Source organism: Pseudomonas sp. FME51 (assembly GCF_014897305.1).
In genome coordinates, this window is sequence record NZ_JABUYN010000006.1 from 25,893 (window position 1) to 48,031 (window position 22,139).

21 protein-coding genes are annotated in these 22,139 nt (G+C 59.6%); 8 read left to right on the plus strand and 13 right to left on the minus strand.

The window, feature by feature from the left end; all coding sequences use genetic code 11:
- The first annotated feature begins 1 nt into the window (after nt 1).
- Both INT39_RS11995 and lon read left to right on the plus strand, forming a co-directional pair.
- Nucleotides 2-2,011: a S9 family peptidase gene (locus tag INT39_RS11995; protein ID WP_193074165.1), complete on the plus strand. Its 2,010-nt coding sequence runs from the start codon at nt 2-4 to the stop codon at nt 2,009-2,011.
- A gap of 153 nt (nt 2,012-2,164) precedes the next feature.
- Nucleotides 2,165-4,564 (plus strand): endopeptidase La, encoded by a 2,400-nt coding sequence (gene lon / locus INT39_RS12000; protein ID WP_193074166.1) that lies wholly within the window; start codon nt 2,165-2,167, stop codon nt 4,562-4,564.
- 127 nt (nt 4,565-4,691) lie between these two features.
- Here lon and INT39_RS12005 read toward each other — a convergent pair whose 3' ends face one another.
- Complete coding sequence (locus INT39_RS12005; RefSeq protein ID WP_193074167.1) at nt 4,692-4,859, minus strand: hypothetical protein; 168 nt, start codon at nt 4,857-4,859, stop codon at nt 4,692-4,694.
- 90 nt (nt 4,860-4,949) lie between these two features.
- Between INT39_RS12005 and cmoA the strand changes: the two genes are divergently transcribed.
- The gene (cmoA, locus tag INT39_RS12010) at nt 4,950-5,690 is read left to right on the plus strand and encodes a carboxy-S-adenosyl-L-methionine synthase CmoA (RefSeq protein WP_193074168.1); all 741 of its coding nucleotides are present in this window, start codon (nt 4,950-4,952) and stop codon (nt 5,688-5,690) included.
- Nucleotides 5,654-6,658 carry a tRNA 5-methoxyuridine(34)/uridine 5-oxyacetic acid(34) synthase CmoB gene (cmoB, locus tag INT39_RS12015; RefSeq protein WP_226944749.1) on the plus strand — a complete coding sequence of 335 codons (1,005 nt, stop codon included), beginning with the start codon at nt 5,654-5,656 and terminating at the stop codon, nt 6,656-6,658. Before cmoA ends, cmoB begins: the two co-directional genes overlap by 37 nt.
- Before the next feature lie 6 nt (nt 6,659-6,664).
- Here the strand turns inward: cmoB and INT39_RS12020 are convergent, their stop codons facing one another.
- Genes INT39_RS12020 through INT39_RS12030 form a run of 3 tightly spaced genes read right to left on the minus strand, consistent with a single transcriptional unit; the run spans nt 6,665 to nt 9,733 of the window.
- Nucleotides 6,665-7,363: a hypothetical protein gene (locus tag INT39_RS12020; RefSeq protein ID WP_193074169.1), complete on the minus strand. Its 699-nt coding sequence runs from the start codon at nt 7,361-7,363 to the stop codon at nt 6,665-6,667.
- A complete protein-coding gene (locus tag INT39_RS12025; protein ID WP_193074170.1) occupies nt 7,350-8,378 on the minus strand; it encodes a TIGR01620 family protein in 1,029 nt (342 codons plus the stop codon). The genes INT39_RS12020 and INT39_RS12025 overlap by 14 nt, the downstream gene beginning before the upstream one ends.
- Nucleotides 8,375-9,733, minus strand: a complete 1,359-nt coding sequence (locus INT39_RS12030; RefSeq protein WP_193074171.1) for a YcjX family protein — start codon at nt 9,731-9,733, stop codon at nt 8,375-8,377. Before INT39_RS12030 ends, INT39_RS12025 begins: the two co-directional genes overlap by 4 nt.
- Before the next feature lie 67 nt (nt 9,734-9,800).
- On the opposite strand from INT39_RS12030, the gene INT39_RS12035 reads away from it, so the two are divergent.
- Complete coding sequence (locus tag INT39_RS12035) at nt 9,801-10,202, plus strand: NINE protein (RefSeq protein WP_193074172.1); 402 nt, start codon at nt 9,801-9,803, stop codon at nt 10,200-10,202.
- Nucleotides 10,203-10,216: 14 nt separating this feature from the next.
- On the opposite strand, the gene INT39_RS12040 is transcribed toward INT39_RS12035, so the two are convergent.
- Nucleotides 10,217-10,510 (minus strand): YcgL domain-containing protein, encoded by a 294-nt coding sequence (locus INT39_RS12040; protein WP_193074173.1) that lies wholly within the window; start codon nt 10,508-10,510, stop codon nt 10,217-10,219.
- A complete protein-coding gene (rnd, locus tag INT39_RS12045; protein WP_413468921.1) occupies nt 10,507-11,661 on the minus strand; it encodes a ribonuclease D in 1,155 nt (384 codons plus the stop codon). The genes INT39_RS12040 and rnd overlap by 4 nt, the downstream gene beginning before the upstream one ends.
- A 203-nt stretch (nt 11,662-11,864) precedes the next feature.
- Between rnd and INT39_RS12050 the strand changes: the two genes are divergently transcribed.
- A complete protein-coding gene (locus INT39_RS12050; protein ID WP_193074174.1) occupies nt 11,865-13,301 on the plus strand; it encodes a methyl-accepting chemotaxis protein in 1,437 nt (478 codons plus the stop codon).
- 44 nt (nt 13,302-13,345) lie between these two features.
- Here the strand turns inward: INT39_RS12050 and INT39_RS12055 are convergent, their stop codons facing one another.
- Complete coding sequence (locus INT39_RS12055; RefSeq protein ID WP_193074175.1) at nt 13,346-13,630, minus strand: ComEA family DNA-binding protein; 285 nt, start codon at nt 13,628-13,630, stop codon at nt 13,346-13,348.
- A 244-nt stretch (nt 13,631-13,874) separates the two neighbouring features.
- Between INT39_RS12055 and INT39_RS12060 the strand changes: the two genes are divergently transcribed.
- Together INT39_RS12060 and INT39_RS12065 are read left to right on the plus strand one after the other, a co-directional pair.
- Nucleotides 13,875-14,876, plus strand: coding sequence for a response regulator (locus tag INT39_RS12060; RefSeq protein WP_319021353.1), 1,002 nt, complete (start codon nt 13,875-13,877; stop codon nt 14,874-14,876).
- 28 nt (nt 14,877-14,904) lie between these two features.
- A complete protein-coding gene (locus tag INT39_RS12065; RefSeq protein ID WP_193074177.1) occupies nt 14,905-15,876 on the plus strand; it encodes a sensor domain-containing diguanylate cyclase in 972 nt (323 codons plus the stop codon).
- A 32-nt stretch (nt 15,877-15,908) separates the two neighbouring features.
- On the opposite strand, the gene INT39_RS12070 is transcribed toward INT39_RS12065, so the two are convergent.
- From INT39_RS12070 to accD, 6 genes are all read right to left on the minus strand, one after another.
- Nucleotides 15,909-17,126 (minus strand): O-succinylhomoserine sulfhydrylase, encoded by a 1,218-nt coding sequence (locus INT39_RS12070; protein ID WP_193074178.1) that lies wholly within the window; start codon nt 17,124-17,126, stop codon nt 15,909-15,911.
- Nucleotides 17,127-17,142: 16 nt separating this feature from the next.
- A complete protein-coding gene (purF, locus tag INT39_RS12075; RefSeq protein WP_193074179.1) occupies nt 17,143-18,648 on the minus strand; it encodes an amidophosphoribosyltransferase in 1,506 nt (501 codons plus the stop codon).
- Between the two features lie 63 nt (nt 18,649-18,711).
- The gene (locus INT39_RS12080) at nt 18,712-19,194 is read right to left on the minus strand and encodes a CvpA family protein (RefSeq protein WP_193074180.1); all 483 of its coding nucleotides are present in this window, start codon (nt 19,192-19,194) and stop codon (nt 18,712-18,714) included.
- Nucleotides 19,195-19,318: 124 nt separating this feature from the next.
- Nucleotides 19,319-19,933, minus strand: a complete 615-nt coding sequence (locus tag INT39_RS22680) for an SPOR domain-containing protein (RefSeq protein ID WP_193074181.1) — start codon at nt 19,931-19,933, stop codon at nt 19,319-19,321.
- On the minus strand, nt 19,933-21,216 hold the full coding sequence (gene folC / locus INT39_RS12090; protein ID WP_193074182.1) for a bifunctional tetrahydrofolate synthase/dihydrofolate synthase: 1,284 nt from the start codon (nt 21,214-21,216) through the stop codon (nt 19,933-19,935). Before folC ends, INT39_RS22680 begins: the two co-directional genes overlap by 1 nt.
- Nucleotides 21,216-22,133, minus strand: coding sequence for an acetyl-CoA carboxylase, carboxyltransferase subunit beta (accD, locus tag INT39_RS12095; RefSeq protein ID WP_193074183.1), 918 nt, complete (start codon nt 22,131-22,133; stop codon nt 21,216-21,218). Before accD ends, folC begins: the two co-directional genes overlap by 1 nt.
- Between the last annotated feature and the right edge of the window lie 6 nt (nt 22,134-22,139).

Below are 22,139 nucleotides of genomic sequence, written 5' to 3' on the forward strand. Positions count from 1 at the left end.
CATGCCGTTATCAACTCGCCGTGATGCGACGCCTGACCCCTATGCCTGGCTGGAACAGCGCGACCTCGACGAAGTGATCAATCATCTGAATGAGGAAAACAGCCACACCGAACAGTGGCTGAGCACCCATAACGATCAACGGACAACCTTGTTTGAGGAAATCCGCGGGCGTATCCGCGAAACCGACCTGTCCCTGCCTGCCGTCTGGGGGCCGTGGCTGTATTATCAGCGCACCGAAGCCGGAGCCGAATATCCACGCTATTTCCGCTGCCCTCGTCCGGCCGATAACGGCCTGAAAACCGACCCGGCGCAGGAAGAACTGCTGCTGGATCTGAATGAACTGGCCGGAGAAGGCTTTCTGCAGCTCGGCGACTTCGCCATCAGCCCCGATCACCAATGGCTTGCCTACAGCCTCGACCGCCAGGGTGACGAAACCTACTGCTTGTACCTCAAGCACCTGACCAGCGGCAACATCAGCGAGCTGCCGCTGGATCAGGCCGACGGCAGCCTGGTCTGGGCCAATGACAGCGTCACTCTGTTTGCCGTCAGCATGGATGAAGCTTCCCGCCCAGCCACGCTCTGGCGGCTGCAGCTGGGAACCCCCGCGGTCCGCGTCTATCACGAAGCGGATCAACGCTTCTATCTGCACGCCTACCGCAGCAGCTCAGAGCAATGGCTGGTGCTTGCCAGCGACAGCAAGAATACCAGTGAAGTGCGCGTGGTATCAGCCGAGCAACCTGCCGGGGACTGGCAACTGCTTGATCGACGCACCACCGGGCATGAATACCATGTCGACCATGGCCCCGATGGGCTGCTGATCCGCAGTAATGACCGCGGCGAGAACTTTGCCCTCTATCGCACCGACCCTCATCACCCGCTGCGGCGCAATTGGGAGCTGCTGGTAGATGTCGACCCAGCGCGCACACTGGAAGATTTCAGCGTCCAACAACATGGACTGTTGCTGCATTACCGTGAAGCGGGCCTTACCCGCCTGGAAGTCCGCCCGGCAACCGGCGACCACTATGATGTCAGCATGCCGGACGCGGTCTACAGCCTGCATGTGCAAGGCGGCGAGGAATACGCCAGCGAGCATATACGGTTACGCTATGAATCACTGAATCGCCCCGCCCAGGTGCGCGCACTGCATCTGCCCAGCGGTAGCCAGAGCACCCTGAAGGAAACGCCGGTCGAAGGCCTCTTCAACGCCGATGACTATGAGGTGCGCCGCGAATGGGCAACCGCGCCGGATGGCAGGCAGATACCGATCAGCCTGGTGGGCCGGCCCAGCAGGCTGGCCGCGCCGACCCCACTCTATCTATATGGCTATGGCGCCTACGGCGCCAGCATGGATCCGTGGTTCTCGCATGCGCGCCTGTCATTGCTCGACCGCGGCTGGGTATTCGCCATCGCCCACGTGCGTGGCGGTGCCGATATGGGCGAAGCCTGGTACCAACAGGGTAAGCTCGAGCACAAGAACAATACCTTCAGCGACTTCATCGCCTGCGCCGAGCACCTGACCGCCAAACAGTACACCGACAGCAACAAGCTGGTCATCGCTGGCGGCAGCGCCGGTGGGCTACTGATCGGCAATGTCGTCAACCAGCGCCCGGAGCTGTTCGCCGCAGCGGTTGCCGATGTGCCCTTCGTCGATGTATGGAACACCATGAACAACCCCGCCTTGCCGCTGACCATCGGCGAATACGAAGAGTGGGGCGACCCGAATGAACCAGCAGTGGCAGAGCGAATCAAGTCTTACGCGCCTTATGAGCAAGTCACGGAACAAGCCTACCCGGCCATGTTCGTTACCGCCGGCTATCACGATATGCGTGTGCAATATTGGGAAGCCGCAAAATGGGTAGCCAAACTGCGGCACAGCAAGACCGATGACCGGCCACTGTTATTGCGTACCCAAATGACCGCGGGCCATGGCGGTGCCAGTGGACGCTATCAATCAATGAAGGAGCTGGCCGAGGAGTACAGTTTCCTGCTGGCGGTCATTGAAGCCCGTTGAGTCCGCGGGGCGCACTTCCTCCAGGTGCGCCCCTTCGCACCACCAACCAACCTATTGATACCGGCAACAAGCGGCCGACACCTCAGGCAACCATTGAAATACCCCGTCGCAGTCACCACCTCTGTATAACAACATTTGAAATAAGGGTGCTTCATGACTGATCAGGACGCCGTGCCGGACTACATCGAGCAGGAGCAGGCCGACCATCCCGGAACCGGGTTGGCAGTGCCAGACCAACGCCTGCCAAACAAACTGTATCTGCTCCCCATCACCAACCGGCCGTTCTTTCCAGCGCAGGTCATGCCGGTGGTGATAAATGAGAATCCATGGGCAGAGACCATCGAGCGAGTCGCCAGCACTCCCCATCACGCGCTTTCACTGTTCTGGGTGGATCAGCCGCTGCCGGCTGACGGTGCGCTCGATCCGGAACTGCTGCCCAAGACCGGTTGCGCGGTAAAAATCCACCAGGCCGTTAAGGAGGACGGCAAGATCCAGTTCATTGCCCAGGGGCTGACCCGGGTGCGGATCACCCGGTGGCTGAGCCGCAAGCCGCCCTATCTGGTGGAAGTTGAGTACGCTGACTCTCCCAGCGATGAGCGCGATGAAGTGCGCGCCTATGCCATGGCCCTGATCAACTCGATCAAGGAATTGCTACCGTTGAACCCACTGTACAGTGAGGAACTGAAGCACTACCTGAATCGGTTCAGCCCGAATCAACCCTCACCCTTGTCCGACTTTGCCGCGGCACTGACCTCGGCCAAGGGCAGCGAACTGCAGGATGTACTCGATACTGTTCCCGTGTTGCGACGCATGCAGAAGGTGCTGGTACTGCTCAAGCAGGAAATCGATGTGGCCCGTCTGCAAGGCGAGATCAGCGCTGAGGTCAACCGCACCATCAGTGATCAGCAGCGCAAGTTCTTCCTCAAAGAGCAACTCAAGGTCATTCAAAAGGAGCTGGGGCTGTCCAAGGACGACCGCACCGCCGATATCGAACAGTTCCGCGAGCGCCTGGTCGGCAAACAGCTGCCTGAGGGGGCGCAGAGCAAGATCGACGAAGAGCTCAACAAACTGTCGATCCTGGAAACCGGCTCTCCGGAATACGCCGTCACGCGCAACTACCTGGACTGGGCCACCGCCATGCCGTGGGGCATTACGCATGCCGACAAGCTGGATATCAAGCGCGCTCGACGCATTCTGGACCGCGACCATGATGGCCTGGAGGACGTCAAGCAGCGCATCCTCGAGTTCCTCGCGTTAGGTACCTTCAAGGGTTCTGTGGGCGGCTCGATCATTCTGCTGGTCGGCCCGCCCGGGGTGGGCAAAACCAGTATTGGTCACTCCATCGCCGAGAGCCTGGGTCGCCCCTTCTACCGCTTCAGTGTTGGCGGTATGCGTGACGAGGCCGAGATCAAGGGCCACCGGAGGACCTATATCGGTGCCATGCCGGGTAAATTCGTGCAGGCGCTGAAGGACGTCAAAGTGATGAACCCAGTGATCATGCTGGACGAGATCGACAAGCTCGGCAGCAGCCATCAGGGCGATCCAGCTTCGGCCCTGCTGGAAACACTGGACCCAGAACAGAACAACCAGTTCCTCGACCACTATCTGGATCTGCGCCTGGATCTGTCCAAGGTGCTGTTCGTCTGTACTGCCAATACTCTGGACAGCATTCCCGGGCCGCTGCTCGACCGCATGGATGTCATTCGTCTGTCCGGCTATATCGCCGAGGAAAAGCTGGCCATTGCCAAGAATCATCTATGGCCGCGCCAGCTGGAACGTGCGGGCCTGCGTAAGAGTCAGCTACGTATCACCGACAAGGCGCTGCGTCAGGTGATTGAAGGGTACGCCCGGGAAGCCGGGGTGCGCAACCTGGAGAAACAGCTGGCAAAAGTGGTACGCAAGTCGGTCATGAAGCTGCTTGAGGAGCCTGACCAGAAGCTGAGTATCAAGCCGGAGAACCTGCAAGAGCTGCTCGGCACGCCGGCCTTCCGCACCGAGAAAACGCTCAAGGGAGTCGGCGTGGTAACCGGGTTGGCCTGGACCTCCATGGGCGGAGCTACCCTGCCGATCGAAGCCAACCGGGTACACACCCTGAATCGGGGATTCAAACTCACCGGCAAGCTGGGTGAGGTGATGAAGGAATCGGCGGAGATTGCCTACAGCTATCTCTGCGCCAACCTGCGGGAGTATCAGGCGGACACGGCGTTCTTTGACGAAGCCTTCGTACACATGCACGTGCCCGAGGGCGCGACGCCCAAGGATGGCCCCAGTGCCGGGGTCACCATGGCCAGCTCCCTGCTCTCCCTGGCTCGCAACAAGGCACCCAGAACGGGCATCGCCATGACCGGGGAAATAACTCTAACCGGGCAGGTACTGCCGGTGGGCGGCATCCGCGAGAAAGTCATTGCGGCGCGCAGGCAGTCCATCTTCGAACTGATATTGCCGGAAGCCAACCGGGGCGATTATGAAGAGCTTCCCGACTATCTGCGGGCAGGCATGGCCATCCATTTCGCGGCACGTTATAGCGATGTCGCCAAGGTATTATTTGCCTGATGGAGAGCCCTTGAACCCAAGGCGTCCTCCGGACGTCCTGGGTTTCGGTTTTTGTGAAGGGCGACTCACTGCAGCGGCGGCCAACAACCCTGCCCTCTGATCCGCCAGAATCTATCCGCTACCCCGTTCAATCAGCCTTGCGCAGGGCACTCCCAGGCAGCTCGAAATGACTGGTGAAGTCTTCATTCAGCTCGCCAAAGCCGGGCGCACCGATTTCGCACCCATCCAGACCCAGCATGGCGTGTTCGAGATGTGAACTTTCTTCCAGCGAATCAGCGACGCGAGACTCAGCCACGGAGGTTGATTGCAAAATCGGTTGTGCCCTGCCAAGACAGTCACAAGTTGAGGTAAACTGTCGACTTTGCCGACCCAGCTGGACCCTTCCATGAGCGATGTAGACAAGCTGTTTGCAGCCCCGCTGCCGCAGGTCAGTGATTTTGTTTTTGATCACAACGTGGCGCGGGTATTCCCTGACATGATCAAACGCTCCATCCCCGGATATCCCACCATAGTGGAAAACATCGGAGTGATTGCAGCCCAGTACGCCCAGCCCAGCACCCTGATCTACGATCTGGGTTGCTCGCTCGGTGCCGCCACCCAGTCCATGCGTCGGCATCTGGCCGGCGGGGACAGCCGGATCATCGCAGTCGACAATGCCGAAGCCATGACCGTACGCTGCCGCGAGTATCTCGCCGCGCAGGATTCAATGATGGAAGAGCTGGTACCGACGACCGTCGTGCATGACGATATTCTGCAGCTGCCACTGGAACCCTGTTCGGTGGTGGTGCTGAACTTCACGCTACAGTTCATCGCCCCCGAACATCGCCTTGAAATGCTCACCCGCATTCGTCAGGCCTTGCTGCCCGGTGGCGTCCTGATTCTCTCGGAAAAATTCCGTTTTTCCGATCCAGCTACGCAGCAGCACCTGGAGCAAGTGCATTACGCCTTCAAGCGTGCCAATGGTTACAGCGAGCTGGAAATTGCCCAGAAGCGCAGCGCCATTGAGAACATCATGCTGCTGGACACCCAGGAAGCGCATCTGGAACGCCTGCAAAGCGCCGGCTTCAGTCATGCCTGCAGTTGGTTTCAATGTCTCAATTTCGGTTCAATAATGGCTTACGCGTGATCGATTACTCACCCTTATACCGCGACCTCAACAATACCCCTCTGAAAGATTGGCTGGCCGACCTGCCAGCCGCATTGGAACGCCGACTGGCGGATGCGCGCCGGCATGGCGACCTACCGCGCTGGCAGGCCTGCCTGGAGCAGCTACCGGACCTGCTGCCCAGCACCCTGGATCTGCAGCAGGCAGTACGCATCGGCCTGGCTGATGAACTGACCAGCGTTCAGCGCCAGACCCTGGGCGACGCGCTTCGGGGACTGCACCCCTGGCGCAAGGGGCCGTTCGAGCTGTTTGGTGTGCACATCGATACCGAGTGGCGTTCGGACTGGAAATGGGACCGCGTCGCACCGCATCTCGATCTTCAGGGCAAGCGCGTTCTGGATGTGGGTTGCGGCAACGGTTATCACATGTGGCGTATGTGGCAGGACGGCGCGAGCATGGTCATCGGAGTCGACCCGAACTTGCTGTTTCTCACCCAGTTCGAAGCCATCCGTCGCTACCTGCCCGACGCGCCGGTATGGCAGCTGCCGTTTACCCTGGAAGAGCTGCCCGAACCCACCGGCGGTTTCGATACGGTTTTTTCCATGGGCGTGCTGTATCACCGTCGCTCGCCATTGGATCATCTGTTGCAGCTGAAGGCCTGTTTGCGCCCCGGTGGCGAGCTGGTGCTGGAAACCCTGGTGATCGAAGGTGACGAGCAGCAGTGCCTGATACCCGAAGACCGTTATGCACAGATGCGCAATGTATGGTTCCTGCCGTCGGTAGCCATGCTGGAACGCTTTCTGCGCCGCTGTGGATACACGGATGTGCGCTGTGTCGACGTGAACCGCACCAGCCAGGAAGAACAGCGCAGTACCGAGTGGATGCGTTTTCAGTCACTGCCGGATTTTCTCGACCCCGGCAATCCACTGCTCACCTGTGAAGGCTATCCAGCACCACTGCGCGCCACCCTGTTGGCCACCCGCCCCTGATATCCGTCAAGCTCCGCAGCAGCCTGCAGCACCGCGCAGGCTGCTGATCCAGCCCAGGGCCAGCCATGCCGGTGGAATATCCGGCCAGTCATTGTCACCCAGACCCGCTAGATCGTAGCCCGCCACCCCCGAACGCGCCAGCAGCCGTTCCAGCCACCATTGCAGACAGGCGCCGTCACCCATGACATGCCGATTGGCCATATCAGCCCGTAAACGTATGGGTAGCGACTCGAACAGCAGACTGTCGATGGCCGGAAATATCTTGCGCTCATTGTCCAGGTAGGCGGAACGCGCTGCCGGAGCCAGCTCCAGCAGCCGAGCCAGCGTCTCGAGTTGCGCGGCATATTGCCGATGACTGTGCAGCGGGTCCAACCGCTGTCGCCAATCCAGCTCAAGCCGTTCCACGGCTTCAACCAGCGCCAAGGCGCCAGCCGCAGGCGCATCCAGCAGACTGCCCAGCAATTGCCGTTTCTGCAGCGGCAGCGATTGCAGCAGCAGAGCAAGCTCGGCGCTGCTCGACCCCGGCTCCGGTTGCCAGTTACCCAGTCCAGCATCAAGCAGTCCACCCGCACGAGCGCAGCGCGCCGGCCAGGTAGCTGGCTGCAGTTGCGCTCGCAATTGCGACCAGTGCTCGGTTAAAGTGTCTTTCTGCCGGCCCAGCCAGCGCTCTGCCTGCATGCGCCGGCGTGATTTATACTTTGTCATCCGTTACCTTGCCCAATCTTTCCCTGATGCCCTGGATAATGCCACGATTGTCTTCGGCAAGCATGTCCCGGTTCGATAATGGAGTAGCACGACATAAGTCCAACGTAAAATGCCCGAGCCGCGCACTATAGAGCCCCACGCCGACACCCTGCCCCACCCGTGCGGCGAGTTTTTCCAACACTCCCGACAGCAAACTGTCGCTGAGCGCCCCGATGGCCATTTCGCTGCCTCCCGCCAGGGCGATGTTTCTCAGGACATGCCGTGCCAAACGCCAGCTGCTCAGTTGGGTCATGGGTAACCCGTAGCATATGGCGACACGTTGCATCATGCGTACGTTACGCCATACCACCAGCAGCAGATCGACTGTCACCCAGGGGCTGGTTGCCACCAGCAGGCCGGTGCCCACAGCTTCCCGGCGCAGCATACGCCGGGCCTGAGCATCCAGTGGTTGATAGAACAACAGGTTCAACCGACGGCTGACTTCCTCGGCGCTGTGCGAAGTATCCAGATCCGCACAGGCAGCCGTCATACGCGCCTGTAATGGTGTGCCCTGATACAACGCCTGCAGTCGATCAAGCCAATCCACGCTCAAGCGTTCGCGCGGGTCCGCCAGGGCCGCCTGCATTTCCAGGCGCAACTGCTCCAGGTCGGTCAGCCGCGCCCGTTGGCGGCGCACATCCAGCCAAGCCTTGAGGCCAGTCCCGGCCAACGCCAACCCCAGCAGACCGACCAGCGTTCCCGCCAGTGGCTGCCACTGCCACGCTGCGAGCGCCCATTGACTCCACTCGAGTGCAACGCCACCCAGCACCACTGCACCGACCAGTTTGGCCAGACGGCTCGGCCAGCGGCTGCGTGGCGGTGCGTTCAGCAATCCCGGTTCGGGCAGCTCAGCCGCAACCGCCTGCTCCCGAGGCGTCAGGATGACGTCACCGAGTATCCGCGTACGCAGAGTATCTTCAGTGACAACAGGCTCACTCAGGGTTTCCAGAATCCGGGTCTTGGGTTGATCATTCACAGCGCGTGTCCCTCCACCATCCAACCGATCAGCTCGTCCATACGATAATGCGGGAACGGCTCATTACGGTGCAGCCCGGCGGGCGGGCGTAGTTGCAGCAGTTCCGGGCCACCGATTTGCAGATCCAGCGGAAGATGCTCGGGAACCCCACCCGGCTGATAACGTACCCAGCCACTCTGCCCCTCCAGCCCCGCGACCAGCGCATCACCTTCCTGTCGCGTGGCGCGTACCGCCGCCAGCGGAAATCCGCGTACCTGCACACCACCGTGGCGTACATCCGCCAGACTGTCGGTCAACAGATCCTCCAGACATTGCTGCACTGCGCGCTGCTGGCTCGGCGCGACCTGATCCACCTTGGTAGCGCACACCGCCAGCTGACTGATACGCGGTCGAAACAACCGGCTCAGTAAGCTGTCCCTGCCATAGCGGAAGCTCTGCAGCACCGACTCCAGCCCCGCTTTCAGGTCCGCGAGAGCAGGCTGTCCGGCATCCATAGGTCCGAGCATGTCGACCAGCAGAATCTGTCGGTCCAGCCGGCTGAAATGTTCGTCATAAAAGCCCTTCACCACATAGTCGCGATAGTAGCGGAAGCGCGCTTCGCAGGCCGACCACCAGCTATCCGCTGCGCCCTGAGTGTGGCGATTGGCACTGAGCAACGGAATAAACAGCAGCATCTCGGCAGCGATGCCGCTACCCGGCAACAGAAAACGTCCCGGCTGGTTACGGGACAACCCCGCCTCGCTGCGGCTACGTTGCAGGAAGTCGGTCCAGGCAGCGGCCAACTCGGCGAGTTGCGCTGCATCCTGCGGGGCCTGCGGATCAATCGCTGCAAGAGCCTCACGCAGCGGGCCGGCAATACTGCGCCGCGGCTCGGCATCCAGCCAATCGCGCATTTGCTCACACCACTGCCCGTAGTCCATAGCCAGCAATGGCAGGTCAAGCAGCCATTCTCCGGGATAATCGAGAATTTCGACACGCAACGAGCGGCTACTCTGTACTCGCTTGAGCAGACCGGTCTGGCGAAAGCGCAGATCTATCACCACCCGCGACAGATCTCGAGTGGATTCTGGCCAGCGCGCCGGCTCGCCAGCGAGGGCTTCCAGCGCCTGCAGGTAGGCGAAGGGTTGCTCCACGCCATCGCGCTGCCAACGCACCGCTTCCAATCGGTCAAATGGTGCGCGCCGCGACAGCAGCCCGCGCTGATGATTCTCCAGCTGGTTGATCAGACTGGTAATGAAAGTCGTCTTGCCCGCCCGACTGAGCCCGGTCACCCCGATGCGCAGGTGCGGGCTACCCAGACTGGCGGCTTGCTGACGAACGTTTTCCAGCCACTGCGGTTGTTTTATTCCTGGCATGCAGGCACTCCCGGAATGATTTATGGTCTATGGGCAGTATCGCACAACAAGGCTAGGGAAAAATTCAATGGCACACGCAGACACGCACAGCAAGGCCGTAGGTTACCTGCTGTGGATTTTCGGATTCATGGGCGCGCACCGTTTTTACTATGGCAAACCCTGGACCGGCACCCTGTATTTCTTCACTCTGGGACTGTTCTTCATCGGCTGGATCGTCGACCTGTTCCTGATCCCGTCCATGGATGATCATGCTGACCAGCGTTTTCGCAGCGGTCGGGTCAATTTCAATCTGACCTGGATACTGCTGACGTTTCTCGGGATCTTTGGCGCCCATCGTCTGTACATGGGCAAATGGATCACCGCCATCATCTACTTCTTCACCGGCGGCCTGTTTCTGATAGGCGTGTTGTATGATTACTGGACGCTCAACGAGCAGATTTCAGTGAAGAATATGGAAAAGGCCTGGTAATACCAGGCCCTTCTTTATAACGGATCGTTGCGGGTCAGCAGCTCATCGGGAAGGTGCACGATCCAGCCTTCCTGCTGCGGTGGCATCTGCAGGTGATAGCCTTGCTCTTTCAGATTGGCGAGCACTTGCAGAATGTCTTCGCGCGCCAGCTTGCGCTCCTCAGTGAGCACCATGTCCATGGCATGCTCAGGCTTGCCAAACAGTTTCAACAATGGCTCCGGCACCTCAGTTATGCCTTTCTCTCTCGGCACGTACAAATACATGCCGTCCTTGCGCGTGCTTCGATAGATGGAACACAGCACCTTCATGCGGATTGCCCCTTGGTGGAGAATTGATTTGCCAATGCCAACAGCTCTTCGCCCATCAGCTCACGTCGCCAGCCAGTCAGCTCCTCCGGCAACGAATAGGGGCCGCACGGATAGCCGGTGCGTACCATGGCTTCGAGCACTTTCTTGCGCAATACGATCTCACTCGCTATACCCAGGCGCTCGGCATGCTGCTGGCCGACCTTGCGCAGCGTCTTCAACAGCCGATTGGCATCCGCAGGCAGAGGTTCCGGTACCGGCTGTGGCCATTGTTCCTGCGGCACCGTCTGCCCCTGACGAATCAGATCCAGAATAGTCTGACCATCCTGGCGAACCGTGCGCGGATGCATATCTTCCATGCGCGCCAACGCCTGCAGTGAATCGGGTTGCCGCTGCGCCAGTGGACACAGCGTAGCCTCCCTCACCAGTCTATTACGCGCCTGGTCGCGCTGCCGCGCCTGACGCTCACGCCAGTCACACAACACCTGCAGAATAGCCAGCTCGGCGGGCTTCAGCCGCCAGGCCTGCTTGATCCGGTGATAGGCTTCGGCGGGCTCTACCATCACCCGGGCATTGGCTACCATGTCGGCGCTGTCTTCCAGCAGCCAGCCGGTGAGACCTGCAGCCTCGATGCGCGGCGCCAGCAACTTGTAGACTGCTGCAAGGTGCACCGTATCGTCGGCAGCATACTGCAGCTGCCGATCGCTCAACGGCCGCTGCAGCCAGTCGGAGCGGGTCACATCCTTGGGCAGTTCGATATCCAGCAGCGCATGCACCAGTCGCGAATAGCCCATGGAAAAATCCATACCCAGAAAAGCGGCAGCCAGCTGCGTATCGAACAAAGGGGCAGGCAGAGCGCCACAAAGATGTAGGAAAACTTCCAGATCCTCACCACAGGCGTGCAGCACTTTGACTACCGTGGGGCTTTCCAGCAACGCGACCAACGGCGACCAGTCGGTAATTGCCAACGGATCGATCAGAAAGGCACGCTCGCCGTCGCCAATCTGAATCAGCCCCGGGATCGGGAAGAAGGTTTCCGTGCGGACAAACTCGGTATCCACTGCCACAAATGGTAACTGCAGCCACTGTTTGCACCAGTCGGCCAGCTCGGCGTTCTGGTCGATCATGAGAGGACGAGCCTCGGTTGAGGTCATAAAATATTGGTTCCTTGGCTTAGGCGCACAGTATAACCGACCCGTTCCTTCGCGCGGACGGCAACTTTCAGTGGATATGCATAACCAGCTATTTTCTTTGACCAGGGGTCAAGGTTGACGCACATCAACCGATATAGAGCCATGGCCTTATAGTATGCGCTGCCAGAAGGTCAGTCGGAGGCAGTATCCACCAAGGAGTCAGCATGGCGTTTTTTCAGCACCTACAGCTCAAATACAAATTTTGGGCGGTCAACAGCGTGACCTTTACCAGCACTCTATTGCTGGTACTCGCAGCGCTCTGGGTGGAGCAGGACCGCATTCATACGGTGCGTCAGGACATGGCCCGCGAGATGATTCTGTCCAGCACCACGGACACCGCCCCCACCGGGCTGCGCTGGCTGAACCCAGCCTCCTCCGCAGGCACTGCAAGGGGGGCGGCGCAGTGGATTCCAGCCAGCCAGCTGAATGCGCCAGCGGCAGCTACCCTGCATGGCGCCTGGCTGGCCAGTCGTGACGGCAAAGCACAGCTGCTCGGCGTCGAGCGACAGGATTATCTGAGCCTGCTGCAGGACCGCGCATCGCTGTATGCCATCGTCGTACTGCTGTTGATGCTCGGCGTGCTGGGCGTATCCCAGCTACTCATATCCTTCATCACCCGCAACATTCTCACCCTCCGCGATGTCATGCTCACGGTTCAGCAAACAGGTGATCTGACCTTACGGGCTTCCGTTGACTCACGGGATGAAGTCGGTGCCATGGCGCAGGCTTTCAACGCCATGCAGACCGCCCAGCAAGACGTGGTTGGCACCGTGCGCCAGGCCGCCAGCCAACTGGAACAGGGTACCGATGAAATGGCTCGGCTGATGACTGGGGTAAAAGACGGCATGGTGACCCAGCAAGGCGAAACTGACATGGTGGCTGCCGCGGTCAATGAGATGAGCGCCACAGTCCAGGACATTGCCGGCAACACAGCTGTCACCCGTGACCAATCCACCCAGGCGGATACCCTGGCGCGTGAAGGACAGAATCAGGTGCTGCGTGTCAGCCAGACCATTACCGGCTTGGCCGCCAGCATCGAGCGCTGCACACTGCATATGCAGACACTCGAAGGGCACAGCCAGGAGATCAGTGGCGTCGTACGGGTGATCCGCGAGATCGCCGAACAGACCAACCTGCTCGCTCTCAATGCCGCCATCGAAGCTGCCCGAGCCGGCGAATCCGGCCGCGGCTTCAGTGTGGTTGCTGACGAAGTGCGTGCCCTGGCGCAACGTGTACAAAGCTCCACAGACGAAATTCAACGCATGATCGAGGCTCTGCAGGGCGGTACCCATGATGCCGTAACGGATATGCAGGACAGCGCCCGCCTGACCCACGAATCGGTCGAACAGGTGGAGCAGGCAGGCTCTGCACTAGCGGAAATCACTGCATCGGTGAGCCAGATCAGTAACGGCAACAGCGAAATTGCCTCCGCCGTCGAGCAGCAGAGCGAAGTGGCCGAGTCCATTACCCAGAGCATTATCCAGATTCGAGATGTAACCGAGCAGACTGTGATGCAGACCGTGCAGAGTGCTGCTACCAGCGAACAGCTGGCAGCGCTGGCTCATCAGTTGAATGCCGCCGTGGGACGACTGAAGACCTGAGTCAGAGCTTCCCCTCAGAAAAAGCTGAGGGGGAGCTCTGCTAATTACTGCAGAGCAATGCGTGCACGATTGTTTTCGATAGTCGCCGGGCCGATGCCCTTGACCACAGCAAGCTGCTCCACCGACTCGAACTGGCCATTTTCCTGGCGATGGGCAACGATGGCTTCGGCCTTGGCCATGCCGATACCTGTCAGGCTTTCGGCGATCTCGGCCGCGCTGGCATTGTTGATATTGACCGTTATCATGGGTTCAGTAACGGTTTCGGCGAATACCGGCATGGCAAGCCAGGCGGACAAACTGAGGATGACAGCAGCAAGAATACTTTTCATGATATTTCTCCATTGAATTGAGGGGAACCGCACATCAAGGGAGAAACCCGAACAACAATCAAACGATAACGCTTCCCTGCGGCACCCGGTCAAACTAGCTCCAATAGCGGGGCAGCAACAGTGCTTAAAGGCGAATGTGTGAAGAATCTCTCACAACAACGCCGTTTGTCATCCAGATGATGACAGGTTAACGCCAAAGATGGCATTATGCCTTCATCGCTACTCATCGGAAAAGGATAGCCACGTGGACGACGCCATACCTCTGCTGGTATGCGACGATTCGAGCATGGCCCGCAAGCAGCTGATCCGCAACCTGCCACCCAGCTGGCCATTACAGATCACCCAGGCAGAAAATGGCCTCCTCGGCCTGGAAGCGATTCGCAGTGGCAAGGGGCGTATCGTGCTGCTCGATCTCACCATGCCCGAGCTGAATGGTTTCGATGTACTTGCACGCATACGCGACGAAGGTTTGCAGGCCGATGTCATCGTCATCTCCGGCGATGTTCAGCAAGAAGCCATACGCCGGGCCAAAACCCTTGGAGCCCTGGCCTTCCTGCGCAAACCGGTCAACCCGATGGAGCTGGAAGCGGCGCTGCTTGCCTTGGGCCTGGAGTTCCCAGCTCTGGCATCTCAGCCTCCGGATTTCGCGCCGCGCTGCCTGCCCTCGGTCAACTTTCGTGATGCCTTTCGCGAACTGGCCAACATTGCCATGGGCCGCGCTGCAGAGTTGCTTGGGCGCGTTCTGAATGTCTTCATCCGCCTGCCAATTCCCAACGTCAATATCCTGGAAGTGGGCGAATTGCAGATGGCCCTGGCTGATGCTCAGGGCACCCAGCAGGTCTCGGCTATCTGTCAGGGCTATATTGGCGGCGGTATTGCCGGTGAGGCTCTGCTGATCTTCCATGACTCGGAAATCAGTGACGTGGCCGGCCTGCTGAACAGTCAGATGGACGCCACATCCCATCTGGAGCTGTTGCTCGACCTCGCAGCCATCATTACCGGCGCCTGCCTCAACGGACTCTCTGAACAACTCGGCATCCAGCTGTCAGTGGGACACCCGTTGCTGCTCGGCCAACACTGCGCCATTGATGAGCTGATTCGTCTCAATCGTCCGCGCTGGAAGCAGACCCTGGCGGTCGAGATCAGCTATGCCCTGGAGAACCACGATATCCAGTTCGATCTGATATTGCTGTTCACCGAGGACTCGGTGCCCAGACTGCAGCGGAAAGTCGAGCTGCTGGCCTGATGTTCACTATGCACAGGAAGAAACAGTCATGACGACGTCACTCGATATCAGCGAACTGCACTGGATGCTGGATATAGTCCAGAGCATCGATGTCGGTGTGGTTGTCCTGGACCGGGATTATCGGGTACAGGCATGGAACAGCTTTATGGAAAACCACTCCGGTATGTCCGCCAGCCGGGTGTCGCAGCAGTCGCTGCTCGACCTGTTTCCGGAAATCGACCGCCCCTGGTTCATCCACAAGGTCGAAACTGCCATCATGCTTGGCATCCGCACTTTCACGATCTGGGAACAACGCCCCTATCTGGTGCGTTTCAAGAGCTATCAGCCGATCACCGGCCTGGCCGATGAGATGTACCAGAACGTCACCATCCTGCCCCTGAGTACGGTCAGCGCAGCATCCGACCACGTGTGCCTGATCATCTATGACGTAACCAATGTGGCAACCAACAAGCGTCAGCTGGAGACCGCCAACGTCCAGCTTCAGGAACTGGCTCTGCACGATGGCCTGAGCGGGTTGCTCAATCGCCGGCACTGGGAGAACTGCCTGGAGCGTGAATTCGCCCGCCACACTCGCCATAACAGTCCGGCCAGCCTGGTGCTGTTTGATATCGACCACTTCAAGAAGCTGAATGACAGTCACGGCCACCGGGCGGGGGATGAAGTCATCCGGCAGGTCGCCAGAGTGACCCGTCAGCTGGCGCGGGAGAGCGACTATGCGGGCCGCTACGGTGGTGAAGAGTTCGTCGTTCTGCTGCCCGATACCAGTCTGGAAGGTGCCAGTCAGTTTGCCGAGCGGCTACGCTGCAGTATCGAACAGTTGTATATCGATTATGAAGGTCTGATCCTGACTTGTACCGTCAGTATGGGCGTGGCCAGCATTCAAGAGAACATGCCAGGGTACGGCATGCTGATAGAGGCAGCGGACCGCGCGCTGTATCGGTCCAAGGCCAAAGGCCGCAACCGCACTACCTTGAGTGAAACCGGGGAGCTTGCCCTGTAGCCCTACAGATTAAGGCTCACTCCCCAAGCCCCCTAGCTGCGGGCTGCATCCAATCCGCGCTGCAGATCCGCACGCAGGTCAGCGACCTCTTCCAGGCCGACCGCCAGACGAATCAGCCCTTCACGGATACCTGCCGCCTCCCGCGTTTCGACACTCAGTCGACCGTGGGTGGTACTCGCCGGATGGGTAATGGTGCTCTTGGCATCACCCAGATTGGCGGTGATGGAGATCAAGCGTGTGGCGTCGATGAACCGCCATGCGGCCTCGCGACCACCACGAACTTCAAAACTGACCACAGCACCAAAAGCGGCCTGCTGCGACTTGGCCAGGGCATGCTGTGGGTGACTGGGCAGCCCGGCATAGTAAACATGCTCGATGTCCGGCTGTTTATCCAGCCACTCGGCCAGCTCCTGAGCGGCAGCACAATGGGCAGCCATGCGCAGACGAAGAGTTTCCAACCCCTTGAGGAACACCCAGGCATTGAACGGGCTCAATGTCGGGCCCGCGGTACGCAGGAAGCCAACCACCTCCTGCATATGCTCCTTGCGACCGGCAACGATGCCGCCCAGGCAACGACCCTGCCCGTCGATATACTTGGTGGCAGAATGGATGACGATATCGGCACCCAGGTCCAGCGGCTTCTGCAAGGCAGGCGTGCAGAAACAGTTATCCACGGCGAGCAACGCGCCCTGCTCTTTTGCTACTGCTGCCAGCCCGCGGATGTCCACCAGCTCGGCCAATGGATTGGATGGGGACTCAACAAAAAACAGACGGGTATTGGGTTTGCAGGCAGCACGCCAACCAGCCAGGTCGGCCAGGGTGACATAGTCCACTTCCACACCGAAACGCTTGAAGTACTTGTCGAACAGACTGACGGTGGCACCGAAAACACTGCGCGACACCAGAATATGATCCCCGGCACTGCACAGGCTCATCACGGTAGCCAGAATCGCTGCCATGCCGGAGGCGGTGGCTACCGCCTGCTCCGCATTCTCCAGCGCAGCAATGCGCTGCTCGAAGGTGCGGACGGTTGGATTCATGTAACGTGAATAAACGTTGCCGGCGCGTTCGCCGGAAAAGCACGCAGCGGCGTCACCGGCGCTGCGGAACACATAGCTGGAGGTCAGGAACAGCGCCTCGCCATGCTCCGCCTCAGGGCTGCGATGCTGGCCGGCACGCACCGCCAGGGTATCAAAGCCTGCCTCTTCAAGATCGCTGTCCAGACGCCCGGGCTGCCAATCGGAAATCATCTTTGCCTCCACTAAATCAGTTGTTGTGCAGGCCGATATTGGCGTTTTCGACATCGGTCATGGCCATCACCGCGTCGTTGCGTGATTGCTCGATTTTGCCCAGATAGGCTTCATTGATGTCGCCGGTGACATACTCGCCATTGAACACCGAGCAGTCGAACTCACCGATCACCGGATTGCCTTCCCTCACCGCCTCAACCAGATCTTCCAGATCCTGATAGACCAGCCAGTCAGCGCCGATCAGCTCGGCTACTTCCTCGGTGGTACGGTTGTGGGCAATCAGCTCATGGGCCGATGGCATGTCAATTCCATAAACGTTCGGGTAGCGCACCGCCGGGGCGGCCGAGCAGAAATACACATTCTTCGCTCCGGCTTCGCGGGCCATCTGAATGATCTGCCGGCAGGTGGTGCCACGGACGATGGAGTCATCCACCAGCAGCACGTTCTTGCCGCGGAATTCCAGCTCCATGGCATTGAGCTTCTGGCGCACCGACTTCTTGCGTGCGGCCTGGCCAGGCATGATGAAGGTACGACCGATATAACGGTTCTTGACGAAGCCCTCGCGGAACTTCACGCCCAGACGGTTTGCCAGCTCGACCGCCGACGTGCGGCTGGTATCAGGGATCGGAATGACCACATCGATGCCATGCTCCGGACGTTCACGCAGAATCTTCTCGGCCAGCTTCTCACCCATGCGCAAGCGCGCCTTGTAGACCAGCACACCATCGATGATGGAGTCGGGACGGGCCAGATAGACATGTTCAAAGATGCAGGGTGCATACTTCGGATTGGTCGCGCACTGGCGGGTGAATATCTCGCCGTTCACCGTGATGAAGACTGCTTCGCCGGGAGCCAGATCGCGGATGATCTCGAAGCCGAGCACATCCAGAGCGACACTTTCCGAGGCGACCATGTACTCGACACCCAGCTCGGTTTCACGCTTGCCATAGACGATCGGACGGATCCCGTTGGGGTCCCGGAAGCCTACGATACCGTGGCCGGTAATCATCGCCACCGCGGCATAACCACCTCGACAACGATCATGCACCGTACGCACTGCGTTGAAGATATCTTCTTCGGTCGGATTCAACTTGCGCTCGCGGGCCAGCTCATGGGCGAACACATTGAGCAGCACCTCCGAGTCGGAATTGGTGTTGACGTGGCGCAGATCCGATTCGTAGAGTTCCTTGGACAACTGCTCGACGTTGGTCAGGTTGCCATTGTGCGCCAGGGTAATGCCGTAGGGCGAGTTCACATAGAACGGCTGCGCCTCGGCTGAGGTGGATGAGCCCGCCGTGGGATAACGCACATGTCCCAGACCCATGGTGCCAACCAGCCGCTGCATGTGTCGCTGATGGAACACATCCCGCACCAGGCCATTGTCCTTGCGCAGGAACAGTCGCTCTTTATCACACGTCACGATGCCGGCGGCGTCCTGGCCGCGATGCTGCAGGACGGTCAAGGCATCATAGAGCGCCTGATTGACGTTCGACTTGCCCACTATGCCAACAATGCCACACATGCCTTACCACCTTTTTCGTTGAAAATAAAAAACACCGGCAGCAGCTGTCGTCCACGCCCGGTATCAGCGACCGACCAGACCGAGAATTAAATTCTTCGACCAATCAGCCACCAGCAGAAAATGAGGAATAAGAGCCGACTCCCGCCACCAGACATCCGCCTGAACCGGTGCAAGGCTCAGCAAGCCGACAACCACCACAACCAGCAACACACCGCGCGCGGCGCCGAATACCATGCCGAGAAAGCGATCAGTACCGGTCAGCCCGGTCACCAACACCAGTTGGCCGATCAGATAATTGATCAGACCACCGAGAATCAAGGTCAATACAAAAAGAATGGCACAGGCCGTGATCACCCGGATGGACGGCGTATCAATATAGCCTGTCAACAGATCAGCCAGTGCCCCGCCAAACATCCAGGCAACCAGTCCGGCGATGACCCAGGTCAACAGCGACAACGCTTCCTTGACGAAGCCACGGGTCAGACTGATCAGAGCGGAGACGGCAATTACAGCGATTATGGCCCAGTCAACGCCGGCTAGTGTCACGGTAAGGCATCCAATAACGAAAAAAGTATTCTACCAGAGCCATGCATCGCATCGAAACAGGCAATCGAAAACAGCGCTACAAAAGCTCCACCGGCATGCTCAGCATTACTCACGCCGGTGGGTTTCAGCGGACGCGGTTGCTATCGTCCTGGGCCAGGATCAGGCCCTTGCTCTGATGACGACGCTGCAGCTCATCGCGCACTTTGGCAGCAGCCTCTCGGCTTTCCAGCGGACCGATGAAGACCCGCACGATAGTTTTGCCGTCCGACTGAGCGGAGCGGGTGTAGGCGTTGTAACCCTGGCCAGCCAGCGTCTGCCGGAAGCTGTTCGCGTTCTCGGCACTGGAGAAACTGGCCTGCTGAATCACCCAGCCGCCCGCTGTGGCGGCTGCCGCCGCCGGCGGCTGGGCAGGTGTCTTGGCTGGTTCGGGCTCTGCCGCCGATGGCTCTGGTTCGACAATCACCGGCGCAGCCGGCTCGATGGATGCGGTTTGCGGTAGCGGCATTGCCTCACTCTCATCCACCGCAGGCTGTGGAATGTCCGGCACCTGGGCGGGCTCGGGCAGCGCCGGCGGCACCGCGGCCGTGATCTCCCGCTCATTCAGCACCGGTGCTTCAGGCACTTCCACTTCGACCTGTTCGGTCTCATCCTGTCCGGACAGCAGCATGGGTAGAAATACTACCGCTGCCACCACCAACACCAAGGCACCTATGATGCGCTGCTTGAGGCCTTCGTCCATTATCTATCTCCGCCGGTCTGATCGTTAAGCCAGAGTATGGCCTCGGAAACACAGAAAAACGACCCGAAAATCACGATTTCCGTTTCAGCCGTCGTGTTATCCAGCTGGTACGCAATTGCCTCACCGATAGAGGCGAAGGCAGCAGCCGTTTCGCCGGCCGCGCTTAACTGTTCAGCGAGATCCTGCGCAACATACGAGCGCGGGCTAGGTAAAGGCGCCACTGCCCAGGAGTCGAACTGACCACGCAGTTGCTCCAGAATACCGTCGAGATTCTTGTCTGCCAGCAAACCGAATACCGCAAGGCGGCGAACCGGTCTGGTTGCCAGATGCGCCGCAAGAAAGGCAGCAGCCTGAGGGTTATGTCCCACATCCAGACATAGCTCACGCGACTGCCCCTTCCAGAGCAACTCACGTTGATCCAGACGACCCGGAACGAAGGCATCGACCAGGGCCGCAGCGATGTTCTCGTCAGACATATCCAGGCCAGCAGCCCAGAAAGTCTGGACAGCTGAACACAGATTATCGCGAGGCAGACGGACCGGCGGCACATCGATATGCCGTCCGGACTGCTCTGCGCTCTTGCCGAACAGTGCCCAATGCCCTTCTCTGCCCGGTGTCCAGCCATACTCGCGGCCTCGCTGCAACATGTTCACCTGCAACGCATTGACCTGCTGTAGAAAGCGCGGCGGCAGATCGGTTTCCGAGCAGACCAGCGGACGCCCCTGACGCAGGATGCCGGCCTTCTCATAGCCTACCGAGTCACGGTCGTCGCCCAGATAGTCACTGTGGTCCAGACCAATGCTGGTGACCACGGCCACATCGGCATCCACCACATTGACCGCATCCAGACGGCCGCCCAATCCAACTTCCAGCACCACGGCATCCAGCCCGGCACGCTTGAACAACCAGAGCGCAGCCAGGGTGCCAAATTCGAAGTAGGTCAGGGAAATGGCGCCACGCGCCTGGTCGATAGCCACAAAGGCGGCACACAGATCTGCATCGCTGACCGGCTGGCCGTCAATACTGACACGTTCGTTGTATTGCACCAGGTGCGGTGATGCATAGCAGCCACTGCGCAAGCCGGCGTACCGCAACAGGCTATCCAGTGCAGCGCAGGTCGAGCCCTTGCCATTGGTACCGGTAACGGTGAAGACCAACGACGCTGGTTCCAGCACCGCAAGGCGGGAAGCCACTTCGGCCACCCGTTCCAGCCCCATATCGATTTCTGCCGGATGCAGTCGCTCCAGTCGCGCCAGCCAGTCGGCCAGCCCCAAGGCCGGCATCAGGCTTCGCCAGTCACTTCCGCGTCTGCTATCGGCAGCTCGGGTTCACTCGTTACCGGGGCCGGCTGGTTGGTCAGCAATGCCAGGATGCTTGCCAACCGGTCGCGCATCTCATGGCGCGGAACGATCATGTCCAGCGCGCCGTGGGCCAACAGAAACTCGCTGCGCTGGAAGCCCGCAGGCAATTTCTCGCGCACGGTCTGCTCGATGACGCGCGGTCCGGCAAAGCCGATCAATGCATTGGGCTCAGCCACGTTGAGGTCGCCCAGCATGGCCAGACTGGCAGACACGCCACCATAGACTGGGTCGGTCATGACCGAGATGAAGGGAATACCTTCCTCTTTCAGACGCGCCAAAGCAGCACTGGTCTTGGCCATCTGCATCAGTGAAAACAACGCTTCCTGCATCCGCGCACCGCCGGAGGCAGGGAAGCAGACATAGGGAATACGTTCACGCAGAGCGATTTCGGCACCGCGGACGAATCGCGCACCAACCACGCTGCCCATGGAGCCGCCCATGAAGTTGAACTCGAAGGCACTGGCTACCAGCGGCATGCCCTTGAGAGAGCCTTGCATGACGACCAGTGCATCCTTCTCACCGGTCTGCTTCTGGGCTGCAACCAGGCGATCCTTGTACTTCTTGGTATCGCGGAACTTGAGCTTGTCGACCGGCTCCAGCTCAGCGGCTATTTCAGTACGACCATCGGCATCAAGGAAAATATCGAGACGGCGCCGCGCATTGATCCGCAGGTGATGGCTGCATTTGGGGCAGACCTCCAGATTCTTTTCCAGCTCGGGGCGGTACAGCACCGCGTCACAGGACGGGCACTTGCGCCACAGCCCTTCGGGCACGCTGCTCTTCTGCGCTTCGGAACGCACGATGGAAGGAATCAGTTTATCCACCAACCAGTTGCTCATTGCCAA

Coding starts and splice junctions, on each gene's coding strand:
- cmoA (WP_193074168.1), top strand. CDS start 4,950: ATGAGCGATGTAGACAAGCTGTTTGCAGCCCCGCTGCCGCAGGTCAGT.
- cmoB (WP_226944749.1), top strand. CDS start 5,654: ATGTCTCAATTTCGGTTCAATAATGGCTTACGCGTGATCGATTACTCA.
- lon (WP_193074166.1), top strand. CDS start 2,165: ATGACTGATCAGGACGCCGTGCCGGACTACATCGAGCAGGAGCAGGCC.
- INT39_RS12070 (WP_193074178.1), bottom strand. CDS start 17,126: ATGATTTCCGATTGGCAGCCCGGGCGTCTGGACAGCGATCTTGAAGAG.
- INT39_RS12065 (WP_193074177.1), top strand. CDS start 14,905: ATGACGACGTCACTCGATATCAGCGAACTGCACTGGATGCTGGATATA.
- INT39_RS12035 (WP_193074172.1), top strand. CDS start 9,801: ATGGCACACGCAGACACGCACAGCAAGGCCGTAGGTTACCTGCTGTGG.
- INT39_RS12055 (WP_193074175.1), bottom strand. CDS start 13,630: ATGAAAAGTATTCTTGCTGCTGTCATCCTCAGTTTGTCCGCCTGGCTT.
- INT39_RS12020 (WP_193074169.1), bottom strand. CDS start 7,363: ATGACAAAGTATAAATCACGCCGGCGCATGCAGGCAGAGCGCTGGCTG.
- INT39_RS11995 (WP_193074165.1), top strand. CDS start 2: ATGCCGTTATCAACTCGCCGTGATGCGACGCCTGACCCCTATGCCTGG.
- rnd (WP_413468921.1), bottom strand. CDS start 11,661: ATGACCTCAACCGAGGCTCGTCCTCTCATGATCGACCAGAACGCCGAG.
- accD (WP_193074183.1), bottom strand. CDS start 22,133: ATGAGCAACTGGTTGGTGGATAAACTGATTCCTTCCATCGTGCGTTCC.
- folC (WP_193074182.1), bottom strand. CDS start 21,216: ATGCCGGCCTTGGGGCTGGCCGACTGGCTGGCGCGACTGGAGCGACTG.
- INT39_RS12040 (WP_193074173.1), bottom strand. CDS start 10,510: ATGAAGGTGCTGTGTTCCATCTATCGAAGCACGCGCAAGGACGGCATG.
- INT39_RS12050 (WP_193074174.1), top strand. CDS start 11,865: ATGGCGTTTTTTCAGCACCTACAGCTCAAATACAAATTTTGGGCGGTC.
- INT39_RS12030 (WP_193074171.1), bottom strand. CDS start 9,733: ATGCCAGGAATAAAACAACCGCAGTGGCTGGAAAACGTTCGTCAGCAA.
- INT39_RS22680 (WP_193074181.1), bottom strand. CDS start 19,933: ATGGACGAAGGCCTCAAGCAGCGCATCATAGGTGCCTTGGTGTTGGTG.
- purF (WP_193074179.1), bottom strand. CDS start 18,648: ATGTGTGGCATTGTTGGCATAGTGGGCAAGTCGAACGTCAATCAGGCG.